Consider the following 11,818-nt stretch of genomic DNA (forward strand, 5'->3'; position numbering starts at 1 on the left):
CAGGCGCTCAGGATCGCTCCTGGCGCCTTAACACTACCCCTACCAAAGGTTGATTTATTACTTTAGCAAATAATTAACCATGGTTGTGTTTTTCTGTCCTTATTGATTTTTTACGTGCAGTTGGGGAACGCGCACGAACAGTAGGGGCTGTTTTACATGACGGGGCTGCACAACAATTCTCAATTGACCGAGAGACTCGATTTTCTCGGTCTCAACGCGGAGCAAAGGCAAGATCTCGCCTCTGTGAAGACAACCATCACCGGTACGCTCAGCAGCTCGCTCGATGCCTTCTACAAGAAGGCGCGAGCCGTTCCAGATACAGCGAAGTTCTTTTCCAGCGAAGCCCATATCCAGCACGCCAAGAGCATGCAGGTCAGCCACTGGACGCGCATATCATCTGGCGTCTTCGACGCTGATTATACCAAGGCGGTGAGTGCCATCGGGCGCACCCACGCGCGATTGGGGCTTGAGCCGCGCTGGTATATCGGCGGCTACGCCCTTGTGCTGGAAGGCATCATCAAGGCTATCGTCGAATCCGAACTGAAGGGCTTCCTGGTCGAGAAAAAAGGCAAGAAGGTTGTCAAAGGTATCAGTGCAACGGTCAAGGCCGCGATGCTGGACATGGATTACTCGATCTCCGTCTATCTCGACGTGCTCGCCGACGAACGTGCGAAGATAGAAGCAGAGCAGAAGCGCATGAAGGCAGAGCAGGACCACGTTCTGGCGCTGCTCAACAGCGCACTTGACCGGATGGCGCAGGGTGATCTTACCTCGCGCATCGATGGTGCCCTGCCCGCAGAATTCGCCGGTCTCAAGGAAAACTTCAACGCTGCGATCAGCCGTCTTTCTGGGGCTTTCGCCGAGATCGTCGACGAATCCCACAAGATCGCCAACAATACGCGGGAATTGACATCGGCAACCGACGATATGGCGCGCCGCACCGAGCAGCAAGCTGCCTCGCTGGAAGAGACAGCCGCTGCCATCGACCAGATCACCACCATCTCCAAGCAATCGGCATCAAGGACGGAAGAAGCGCAGGCGATCGTCAAGAGTTCGGCGGACGAAGCCGCCCGCTCCCGTCATATCGTCAGCGAAGCTGTCGAGGCGATGAGCGCAATCGAGGGCTCATCGCAGAAGATCACGCAGATCATCAGCGTGATCGATGAAATCTCTTTCCAGACCAACCTTCTGGCGTTGAATGCCGGCGTCGAGGCCGCACGCGCTGGTGAGGCGGGCAAGGGCTTTGCGGTCGTCGCACAGGAAGTTCGCGAATTGGCCCAGCGCTCGGCTTCCGCCGCCAGGGAGATTCGCACACTGATCGACAAGTCGTCTCAGGACGTGGCTCAAGGCGTTTCCCTCGTCAACCGCACCGGTGAGGCGCTGAACTCCATTGGCGGCAAGGTCGACGATATTCACGAACACATCGGCGCGATTACCCAAGCGGTGCGCGAACAGGCCGTCGGAATCCAGGAAATCAACATGGCCATCAACAGCATGGACCAGCTGACCCAACAGAACGCGGCGATGGTGGAAGAGACCAATGCCTCTACGCACGGCTTGAGCGACATCAGCAGCAATCTGGCAGCGCTGATTTCGCGCTTCCAGGTCGAAAAATCGATAACCTATCAGCAGCATCGCGCCGCGTAACGCAGAAGGCCTTTAGAGCGCCCTGCGTCCTACTGGACGCACGGCGCTCGATCTTCTTTGATCGAGGCATCGTGCTTTCTGAAAATCGCTTCCGATTTTCGGGCAGATGCTGTAGGCCCGCTTTTCAGTCCACGTCCGGATCATATTCGCGCGGTCCATCGTCCTTGGCGAAGAGGACGCAGGGGCCGCGAGATCCCCGAGGATCATAGGCAAATCCTTTTTCCGCCAGCGCCTGGGTGATATCGCGAACACCCGAAAGGCCATAGAGATGGTCGTGGAGCTCGACGAAAATCCGCTCCACGCCCTTAAGCTTGGCATCGCGCAAAAGATCGCGCTCCGCCCCTTCGATATCCATCACCAGTACGTTGACGTCATGCTGCTGGATGAAGGCGTCGATATTCTCCGAGCCGATTTCGATGCGGCTTTCATAGGGGCCTTGCTTCTCGTCCATGGATGACATCCACAGATCGCGCCGAACGTAGAAGATATGCGTGTCTGGATCCCCTGCGGTCAAAAGTCCCTGAGAGAACCGCACATTTCTTGCGCCATTGGCTTCCAGAATTCGTTCGGCAAGACGTGCCGTCGATGGGTTTGCCTCGAAAGCAAAGACCGACACGTCCGGAATGCGGGCAATGACAGAGGTAATGACACCGATGCCTGAGCCAAGCTCCAGCACACGGTCTCCGGGTCTTACAGCCCGCGCCACGCTTCTGGCTTCCTTCGCTTCATAACTGCCATCCTTGAGAGCCTGCCAGATTACCGGCGAGACTTCGTCTGACGACAAACGTAACAGGACGCCGTGTATCTCAAACGCTTCCATATTGCGTCCTTTCATAGTCCTTTAGGGAGAGCTCAGCTTGTTGGAGTGGATTGGCAGGCCGCTTGAGAACTTTCAAGCATAGATGCCATAGGCCGTGAGTTCGCTTGCAGGAACAGGCTTGCCGATCAGATAGCCTTGGATTTGGTCGCAGCCGAGTTGGCGCATGTGGGCGAACTGTTCTTCCGTCTCAACACCTTCGGCAATCATCGTCATGCGCAACTTACGGCCGAGCCCCACAACGAATTCGACGATGGCCAGCGCGTCCTGACTGCTGGTGATATCAGACAGAAAGGACTGGTCGATCTTAAGCTTGTCAAATGGAACGCGGCGCAGATTTCCAAGCGATGAGTAACCCGTGCCAAAATCGTCCATTGCCATGCTAATGCCGACCGCCTTGAGGTTGTCGAGAATGGCAAGCGTCTGGTCGCTGTTGCCGAGAAGCACGGATTCGGTGATTTCCAGCTCGAGACGCGCGGGATCGAGATTGCTCTTTTCCAGGGCTTCGACGACGTTTTGAATGAGATTGCTGCTGTGAAGCTGGACAGGCGAAAGGTTGATGGCAATCTTGATATTCGGCTTCCAGAGTGCCGCCTCTTTGCAGGCCGTCTCCATGACCCATTTTCCAAGCGCGTTGATAAAGCCGGTTCTTTCCGCAACAGGAATGAATTCCGCCGGTGGCACGCGTCCGCGCACAGGGTGCGTCCAGCGTAAGAGCGCTTCAAATCCGCAGACAGCGCGCGTCTCTGTCGATACTTGCGGCTGGTAGAACACATCCATTTCGTTGTTCTGGAGAGCCGCCTGCAGGTCAGCTTCGAAAGATCGCTTTTCTGCCAGCTGGCTCTGCATATAGGGTCTGTAAACGCTGAGGCTGCCCGCCCCCTCGCGTTTGGCCTCATAGAGCGCGAGATCCGCGTGCTTCAGCAACTCATCGGCATGGGATTGCCGGTGGGAGATCGCAATGCCGACACAGGTGCCGATCTTAATATCCATGTCCCCGATATGGTATGGGCTCGCGATCCTTTCGACCAGGCAGCGAGCAAGATCGAGCGCTTGGTCTTCGTCAAGATTGTCCGCCACTAGGGCAAACTCGTCGCCCCCCAACCGACAGATCAGCTCGTGGTTTTTTCTGATCGGTAGTATGCGCGCAGCCACGGCCTGGAGGAGGCTATCGCCGACGTCATGGCCGAGCGTGTCATTGATCTCCTTAAACCCGTCGAGATCGAGGAGAAGCAGCGCAACCTTATCGATGCCGGATGGGGGGGTCGAGCCGGCGCACGAGTTCACGCCGGAAAAGTGCGCGGTTGGGAAGATTTGTCAGTGCGTCATGGTAGGCATCATACTCAAGGCGAAGGTTGTTAGACTGCAACTCTAACGTTGCAGTCTGTAATTCTTCCGTCAAAAGTGTGAGCTTTGTCTGGGCGCGATCGAGCAACTGGTTGTGCCGCAAGAGAAGAAAGATCAGCGCCATGCCGCAAAGGATCAAACCTCCGGCAAGTCCGGTATAAATAATGTGGAGCTTGCGGACCTCTGCGTGGGCGGCGTCGATGATCTCGACGTCATTGGCGACGGATTCCGCAGCAACCGACGTAAGCTGTGGAACGTGGCCGCTGATCACCGGAAGCAGCGCCCTTGCCTCCGTGGGGCTCAAGTCGTCCAGCCTTTTATCGACGTCCTCAAGGAGCTGGTCAACTTCTCCAATGACCTTCCGCATGTCCGGCTTTGCATCGATGAAGGCGGCTAGGCTCCCTTCCCTTAGAGAGTTCATTCTGCCAAGCACGATATCAAGGCGAAGTCGCAGCTCGTCCTTGTCAAATCCCTCTATGCCAAGAGCATATTCGGCAAGCAGGCTTTCAAAACGGACATATTCCCCCACGGTCTGGCTGACAGCCCATGAGTCGTTGTAGCGAGCAAATTTCTGGAGCGCGTTCTGCCGCTCAGCTATCACATAAGCGATGTAGCCGGTGGCGAGTATGAAGCAGCAAACAACGACTGCCAGCGCCTTTCGCAAATGTCACCTTTATTCAACTATGAGTTTGGCCACTTGCCAAGCGGAGCGCGTGTAGTAGATCTGTGACTGAAGTTCTTGCATGCTATCATAGGGATATATGATGAAGAGCGGTCCCTTATCCCTGACCTGCATATATTCCCCGTCTCGCTTCATGGCAAGAATGACATTGTACTGGGTGAAATCCTTAACAGGAATCGTGCTGACATAGTCGTTCAGCGCCACGGCCTTGACGGTTTCTCCCTTGGCGCCTACGAACTCCATGAGCTTCGCCATGGAAACACCTTCAAAACGAACACGCGTCTCGTACCATGGAGTCTGTGTTTCCACGATAACCAGCCCCATCTCTTCCAGAGCGTCCCGATCGAACTGCGCCGTGCCGTTGACGTTGGTGTTGGCGATATTGCCTGAGATGGTGAGGATCGGCTTTCCCTTGGGCGCCGGAAAGTCTTTGGCATATACGCCCGCAGAGGAGACACCGAACAGCAGGAGGCAGAGAATGAAGCGAATGATAGTCATTGGAGCACGCCCTTCTAGCCGGATTGAGACGGAGGCGAGACCGCTCCACAGCCTCCGTTTTTAGATGATTATAAATTAGATTGTATTGAACTATCTTCGCGCAGTTTCGATCCATAGAGACAAGGCGAATGGTCGTATGGCTCATAATACGCGTCTTTACATTACTTAGACACCGGGAAAAGAATCATCCTATGCGAGAAGCCTTGAGGCACTCTCTCCTAGCGTTTCCTTTTCCAATGGTAACAATGAATTTGATCAGCCGACTTTAAACTTTCGGCCATAGATAATGATCTATTAACAAACAGACGCCGAGCTGCGAGGCTGCGACTCGATCGGCGCGGCCTCAACGTTAGCCGCACGCTGTCCTCAACCGCCTGTTTTCAGCAGCCTGGATTTTTGCCGGTTCCAGTCGCGCTCCCTCTCCGTCTCGCGCTTGTCATGGAGCTTTTTGCCCTTCGCCAAGGCCAGTTCGAGCTTCGCGCGCCCCTTGTCGTTGAAGTAGATCTTCAAAGGTACAAGGGTCATGCCATCACGGTTGATCCCGGCACGCAGACGATTGATCTCCCGCTTGTTGAGGAGCAGCTTACGACGGCGGCGGGGCTCGTGATTGAAGCGGTTCGCCTGGAGATACTCAGGCAGGTGCGAGTTGATCAGCCAGATCTCATCGCCTTCGTCGGACGCATAGGATTCGGCAATGTTGGCCTTGCCCTCGCGCAGCGACTTAACCTCGGTGCCGGTCAGCACCAGCCCCGCCTCATAGGTGTCGAGTATCTCGTAATTGAAGCGCGCCTTGCGGTTTTCCGCGACGACCTTGTTTACGATGCGCTGGCTGCCTTTGGGGGCCATATCCTGATCCACTTCTCTGCCCGCACATTGAGTAATGTGCGGCTTTCGGCGCTTATGTAATCAAACCAGGGCCGAAAGTGAAGATGCGCGGCTTGCGCGCATCAGTCTTATCACATCCACACAGGCGCTTTGCCGTGCTCAGTTCAACAAGCCTGCATGCTTGAGGGCTGCATCGATTGCCGCTTCTGTCGATGGCTCCAACGTGTCCATCAGTGGCGAGCGGACCTTGCGGCTTCCATTGCGCGTCCGGGAGATCGCATATTTGGTGCCACAGACGCCGGGCTCCATGAAGATGGCCCTATGGAGCGGCATGAGACGGTCCTGATAGTCGAGCGCCAGTGCGTAGTCGCCAGCAGCCATGGCTGCCTGGAACTCGGCACAGAGGCGGGGCGCAACGTTGGCAGTGACCGAGATACAGCCGACGCCGCCATGGGCGTTGAAACCCAGCGCCGTGCCATCTTCTCCCGACAATTGAACAAAGTCTTTGCCGCAATGGATGCGCTGCTCGGAAACGCGATCAAGCTTGCCGGTGGCATCCTTGACGCCCACGATATTTTTGTGCGCTTTGACGAGCGCACCCATCGTCTCCGGCGTCATATCGATCACCGAGCGTGGCGGGATGTTATAGATGATGATCGGGAGATCGACCGCTTCCGCGACAGCGGAGAAGTGCGCGAAGAGCCCCTTCTGCGTCGGCTTGTTGTAATAGGGCGTGACGACCAGAAGCGCATCTGCGCCGACTTCCTGCGCGTGCAGTGCAAGCTCGATGGCCTCACTGGTATTGTTGGAGCCAGCACCGGCAATCACCGGAACCCTCTTCGCCGCGACCTCGACGCACAGCTCGACCACACGTTTATGCTCGTCATGCGACAGGGTCGGTGACTCTCCCGTGGTGCCGACGGGCACAAGGCCGCTGCTGCCTTCGGCAATCTGCCACTCCACATGGGCGGCGAAAGCCGTTTCGTCCACTGCGCCATCGGCGGTGAACGGCGTAATCAGGGCGGGAATAGATCCCTTGAACATGCAAAACTCCTTGCGGTAAGCCAGTCCATGCTTCAGCCGCATTCCGTGGTTAAAACGGTTGTCACATTAGTTGGGAGCCAGTCGCCCCACAAGCGTTTAACCGAGGCTTTCGTCTAGGAAACGTAAATAGTTTCTTGGCCTGGACCGGCATCCAGCGTCATCACACAGATGATTGGTTTGGAGCGTTTGGTGAGCGCAGCGTTACCGAAATTTGATCGAATGCGAGGCCTTCGCTTAAGGTTTCGTTAAGGCTGCAAGCAGCTAATGGATACAAGGGCGACATTCTGCGGAGCTTCACGCGCATGGGCGATAGGAAACGCGGATGGCGCTACAGCATCGGCCCGAAAATCGGAATCGCTTTTCGCAAAAAACACGATGCGTCGTTTCGAAGAGTTGGAGCGTCCTTAGTGCATACAAAAGGACGCACGGCGCTCTGAGGCACAGCTTCGTGTCTTTTGAGATAGAGCTGCAATCGTGTTCGGTATGGTCCGCTGGTGAGTAAGGGATGAAGAAAACAGCAGTTTTTGGTTTGATGGCAGCGGGCGTGGTCGCAACCGTTTGGGGCGCGTGGGCGGGACCGGCGTCAGAAGGTGTCGTCCCCCTGCCCTTCGCGCGTCCCAACGCCCCTGCCGTTCCGGCCTTCCTGCCCGCTTCGCCTGAGGTAACAGGCTCGATCATCCGGCCCGCGAACCCGGTTGACGTTTCCCAACTGAAAGCGGGCCTCGACGCGCTGTCCAACAGAAACGCCAGTGGGGCAATTGCTATTCGCAACAGCCTGCCGGCCACCAGTCTTGATCGCCACATCCTGACCTGGGCTATCGCCATATCCGGCCAGAGGGACGTTTCCTCGGCGGAAATTACGGCCGCTCAACGGGAGCTTGAAGGCTGGCCGGGCCTTTTTACGCTAAGAGCCAATTCTGAACGCGCGATGCTGCGGGAAAATCCCTCCGCTGCGCAGGTGCTGACCGCATTTGCTTCGTCCAGACCCGAAACGCCGGAGGGCACAATTGCGCTGGCTCAGGCGCTCACCTCATCCGGCAACGCCCAGCGTGCCCAGCAACTCATTCGCCAGCTGTGGGTGAGCGAAGGCATGGATACCGATCTGGAAGATCGGGTGATCGCCGAATTCGGTGGCGTCCTGTCGCCCGCCGATCATAAGGCCCGGATGGACTACCTCATGTATCGCAGCCGTGTGAGCCAGGCCAAGCGGTTTGGCGATCTCGGCAAGGCGCAGTCGCTGTACAAAGCCTGGGCTGCCGTTCTTCAACGCGCCAACAATGCGCCGGCCTTGTTGAATGCCGTCGAAGCCTCCTGGCGCAACGATCCTGTCTATCTCTTCGCCCAGATCGAAAACCTCCGTCATCAGCAAAAATACGACGATGCTGCAAAGCTTCTGGCGCGCGCGCCGAAGGAGAGCGGCAAGCTTGTCAATCCTGGAGAGTGGTGGAACGAACGCCGGATCATTGCCCGGGGACTTGCAGATCTCGGTGATTTCCAAGGCGCTTATCGTGTGGTGGCCAATCATTCCGCAGCCTCGCCCGTCGATGTTGCAGATGCGGAGTTCCATGCTGGGTGGTACGCTCTACGCGCGATGCACGACCCGGCACTTGCCGCACGGCACTTCAACGCCCTTCTTGCCGCGTCCAATCGACCTCTTTCCGCCTCCCGCGCCTATTATTGGCTTGGACGTGCTGCCGAGGCCGGCGGACCAGGCCAGGCGCGCGACTATTTCTCCAAGGCCGCATCTCATCCCGGTACTTTTTACGGCCAGCTTGCCGCCGCACGCATCGGCGTGACGACCCTCAACGTCACCTACCCCTCGCCAAGTGCTGCCGATCGCGATCGCTTTGCTGGCCGCGAAGCGGTGCGTGCCATCGAGCGGCTGGAGGCGGCGGGCTATAGCTGGCGCGCAGACGGGATTTACCGCGCGCTCGCGGAGCAGATCGACAGCCCCGGTGAATTGGCAATCCTTGCGTCACGCGCCGAGCGTAACAACAATCACCAGGTCTCTTTACAGATCGGCAAAACGGCTTTCAGCCGCGGCATTGATGCCGCCGCCCTCGCCTACCCCATCGGCGTCATACCGGTGAGCGCCAATATTTCCGGATCGGGCAAGGCCCTTGCCTACGCCATTGCCAGACAGGAAAGCGCCTTCAACCCGGCGGCCGTTTCGCCTGCCAATGCGCGCGGTCTTCTTCAACTTCTGCCGGGAACGGCCAAGGGTGTCGCGAGCCGCCACGGCATGGCCTACACACAAGCGAAACTGACCACGGACGCCGGATATAACGCCACGCTCGGCGCTCACTATCTCGGTGAGCAGATCGATAGCTTCGGCGGCTCCTACATCCTCACCTTCATCGCCTATAATGCCGGGCCGAAGCGCGTGCCGGAATGGATCGCCCGCTACGGGGATCCGCGCGGAAAACCGATCGATGAGGTTGTGGATTGGATCGAACGCATCCCGTTCCCCGAGACGCGCAACTACGTTCAGCGGGTGATGGAAAACTATCAGGTCTATAAAACTCGGCTTGGTCAGCAAGCGGACATCGTCAACGATTTGCGCAACGGCCGAGCAGGTTGAGGGTGGAGGATTCCTGATCCGCGCATCATCCGACGATGATTCCGCCGCTTGCGTAGGGAATGAAGCGCATTGCAATTGTAATTCGTGATGCGCACACGAGCTTCGTATTCTGGCGCCCGTCAAATCGATGAACCTGTGAGCCATTCAGCGCAATATGACGAAGAGGAGCGTGACGGCTTTCATATCCGCAAACACACGCTGATCCGCCGCCCGGCCATTAATGGCCAACTATTCAAGCCTCCCAAAACAAAAAGCCCGGCGCGAGGCCGGGCTTTGTCATAGCGTCGTACCTAAAATTAGAAGTCGCGCTGAAGACGAACGAAGCCTGTCCAGAATTCCGGACGGTTTTCTTCGTCGTAGTAGTTTGCCGTTACCTTGGTGGTGAAGCCTTCCACGACCTTGTAATCAACCGTCAGACCTGCGGTCCAGGCATCATTGTTGGACCAGCCGGTGTTGACGATGTCGAATGCCGCATCCTTCGTCGCTACGTTGCCAAGCCATTGAACGCCAGGTGTGATGGTCAGCTTGTCGGTGACTTTATATGCGTATTCTGCAACAACCGCCCACTCCGAAAGCGCGTAATAGGCATTGACGCCGGAAGCGTAGACGCCAGCAAAGCTAAATGCGCCGGGGCCGACATCGAAAGCACCGATCAGGCGGACAGCGCCGTCCTCGCGATCGGTATCGTAGCCGCCGATGAGCGACAGGCTGCCACCACCAAATTTCCCAGCAAGGCTTCCAGCGATACCGACGTTATTGTCGCTGTTGGTGTCACCAACAAAAGTGATACCTTCCAGCTCATCAACCGAGATACCAGCCGTGAAGGCGCCGGCATCGTAGGAATAGCGGATGGAGTTGAACAGCGTGTTGGATGAGAGAAGATCCGTCTCGCCGGAGAGATCGTCATCCCACCAGCTGTAGAACTTACCGACCTTCAGGCCGCCGAGTTCGATGAAAGCCTGATCGACAAAGGCTGACGAAGAGGCAGCAGAACCGTTGTCAGCATTGCCTCGGAAGCCGATGAAGCCTCGCAGCGCCCCCAGTTCGGTATCCGACCGCACGTCCATTTCAAACTGAGCGCGTGTGAAGCTATCCCAATCCGACGGTCCCGATTCGTTAGGGCCAAAATCTGTTTCGAAGCGGATGTAACCGCCGAACTTCAGGCAGGTCTCTGTGCCTGGAATGTAGAAGAAACCAGCGCCGAAGGCGTCGCAAACCCGTACGTATTCCAGAGGCTCAGGCTCAGCAGCGACGATGGCGTCGGCGGCATGCGCGTTAGACATGGTTGCTAGTGCAGCAGCGGCACCAAACAAAAAGCTCTTGATGTGCATATCGATCTCCAAGCGAATCAGGAGAAGCAGCGGGCAAATTGCAAACATGCGTTGCTTCTTGAGCTTGATTAGATGCAAAGACGTACGGCCATGCAACAAGCATTGAGTTAATTCGGAAACCTTACGATCTGCTTCCTTTGGAACTGTGGCCCGCGCACAACAAAATGTGATCATCCTTAATTGCATAGGCGGCACAGCTCCAATCAAAACAAAAAACCCGGCTCGAAAGCCGGGTTTTCATAATTGACCTAGTCAGGTCAGATTAGAACGAACGCTGTAGGCGAACAAAACCGGTCCAGAAGTCAGGACGATTGTCTTCGTCGTAGTAGTTCGCGGTAACCTTTGTCGAAAGACCTTCGGTGATCTTGTAGTCAACGGTCAAGCCAGCAGTCCAAGCATCGTTGTTAGACCAATCAGCATTGACGATCGAGTAGCCGTCAGCTGGGTTCTTGACGGCGACATTGCCGAGCCACTGCGCGCCGGGGGTGATCGTCAGACGATCGGTTGCCTTGATCGCGTACTCAACAGCAACTGCCCACTCGGACAGAGCGTAGTAGGAGTTCACGCCAGAAGCATACACGCCAGCAAGACCCAGGGTACCAGGACCGATGTCGGCGGTTGCGATCAGACGGACAGCGCCTTCTTCACGGTCAACATCGTAGCCGCCAATGAGCGAAGCCGTTGCGCCACCGATCTTGCCGGCGATGCTGCCCGAGATGCCAACGTTGTTGTCAACGTTGCCAAGAGCGACATCGTTGCCGAAGGAGATGCCTTCCAGCTCGTCAACCGAGAGACCAACTGCGAATGCACCGGTGTCGTAGGAGTAACGAATGGAGTTGAACAGGGTGTTAGAAGAAAGCAGATCGGTCTCGCCGGAGAGATCGTCGTCCCACCAGTTGTAGAACTTACCGACCTTCAGGCCACCAAGTTCGATGAAGGCCTGATCAACGAATACCGACGAAGAAGCGGAAGAACCGTTGTCAGCATTGCCGCGGAAGCCGATGAAGCCGCGCAGAGCGCCGAGCTCGGTGTCTGTGCGAGTATCA

8 protein-coding genes and 1 pseudogene are annotated in these 11,818 nt (G+C 56.7%); 2 read left to right on the forward strand and 7 right to left on the reverse strand.

Annotation, left to right across the window (positions count from 1 at the left end; translation table 11 throughout):
* The first annotated feature begins 156 nt into the window (after window positions 1-156).
* The gene (locus PVA19_RS18550) at window positions 157-1,647 is read left to right on the forward strand and encodes a globin-coupled sensor protein (RefSeq protein WP_274103794.1); all 1,491 of its coding nucleotides are present in this window, start codon (window positions 157-159) and stop codon (window positions 1,645-1,647) included.
* A gap of 124 nt (window positions 1,648-1,771) precedes the next feature.
* Here PVA19_RS18550 and PVA19_RS18555 read toward each other — a convergent pair whose 3' ends face one another.
* The 5 genes and pseudogenes from PVA19_RS18555 to dapA form a co-directional block, all read right to left on the reverse strand.
* Window positions 1,772-2,467: an FkbM family methyltransferase gene (locus PVA19_RS18555; RefSeq protein WP_112952318.1), complete on the reverse strand. Its 696-nt coding sequence runs from the start codon at window positions 2,465-2,467 to the stop codon at window positions 1,772-1,774.
* Between the two features lie 72 nt (window positions 2,468-2,539).
* Window positions 2,540-4,475: pseudogene (locus tag PVA19_RS18560) on the reverse strand (putative bifunctional diguanylate cyclase/phosphodiesterase).
* Window positions 4,476-4,484: 9 nt separating this feature from the next.
* Window positions 4,485-4,991 carry an oxidoreductase gene (locus tag PVA19_RS18565; RefSeq protein ID WP_274103795.1) on the reverse strand — a complete coding sequence of 169 codons (507 nt, stop codon included), beginning with the start codon at window positions 4,989-4,991 and terminating at the stop codon, window positions 4,485-4,487.
* Between the two features lie 366 nt (window positions 4,992-5,357).
* Window positions 5,358-5,837, reverse strand: coding sequence for an SsrA-binding protein SmpB (gene smpB, locus PVA19_RS18570; protein ID WP_062425680.1), 480 nt, complete (start codon window positions 5,835-5,837; stop codon window positions 5,358-5,360).
* 138 nt (window positions 5,838-5,975) lie between these two features.
* Window positions 5,976-6,860 carry a 4-hydroxy-tetrahydrodipicolinate synthase gene (gene dapA, locus PVA19_RS18575; protein WP_062438982.1) on the reverse strand — a complete coding sequence of 295 codons (885 nt, stop codon included), beginning with the start codon at window positions 6,858-6,860 and terminating at the stop codon, window positions 5,976-5,978.
* A gap of 505 nt (window positions 6,861-7,365) precedes the next feature.
* Here dapA and PVA19_RS18580 point away from each other — a divergent pair.
* A complete protein-coding gene (locus PVA19_RS18580) occupies window positions 7,366-9,441 on the forward strand; it encodes a lytic transglycosylase domain-containing protein (protein ID WP_274103796.1) in 2,076 nt (691 codons plus the stop codon).
* Window positions 9,442-9,737: 296 nt separating this feature from the next.
* On the opposite strand, the gene PVA19_RS18585 is transcribed toward PVA19_RS18580, so the two are convergent.
* Window positions 9,738-10,772, reverse strand: a complete 1,035-nt coding sequence (locus PVA19_RS18585; protein ID WP_274103797.1) for a porin — start codon at window positions 10,770-10,772, stop codon at window positions 9,738-9,740.
* Between the two features lie 262 nt (window positions 10,773-11,034).
* Window positions 11,035-11,818: porin (locus PVA19_RS18590; protein ID WP_274103798.1), on the reverse strand; the 784-nt coding region annotated here is incomplete at its 5' end.

The sequence above is a fragment of the Agrobacterium sp. CNPSo 3708 genome, from assembly GCF_028674915.1.
GTDB lineage: Bacteria > Pseudomonadota > Alphaproteobacteria > Rhizobiales > Rhizobiaceae > Agrobacterium > Agrobacterium cavarae.

Bases quoted from the DNA above. Each gene is read 5' to 3' on its own strand.
- PVA19_RS18550 (WP_274103794.1), top strand. From the start codon at position 157: ATGACGGGGCTGCACAACAATTCTCAATTGACCGAGAGACTCGATTTT.
- PVA19_RS18555 (WP_112952318.1), bottom strand. From the start codon at position 2,467: ATGGAAGCGTTTGAGATACACGGCGTCCTGTTACGTTTGTCGTCAGAC.
- PVA19_RS18565 (WP_274103795.1), bottom strand. From the start codon at position 4,991: ATGACTATCATTCGCTTCATTCTCTGCCTCCTGCTGTTCGGTGTCTCC.
- smpB (WP_062425680.1), bottom strand. From the start codon at position 5,837: ATGGCCCCCAAAGGCAGCCAGCGCATCGTAAACAAGGTCGTCGCGGAA.
- dapA (WP_062438982.1), bottom strand. From the start codon at position 6,860: ATGTTCAAGGGATCTATTCCCGCCCTGATTACGCCGTTCACCGCCGAT.
- PVA19_RS18580 (WP_274103796.1), top strand. From the start codon at position 7,366: ATGAAGAAAACAGCAGTTTTTGGTTTGATGGCAGCGGGCGTGGTCGCA.
- PVA19_RS18585 (WP_274103797.1), bottom strand. From the start codon at position 10,772: ATGCACATCAAGAGCTTTTTGTTTGGTGCCGCTGCTGCACTAGCAACC.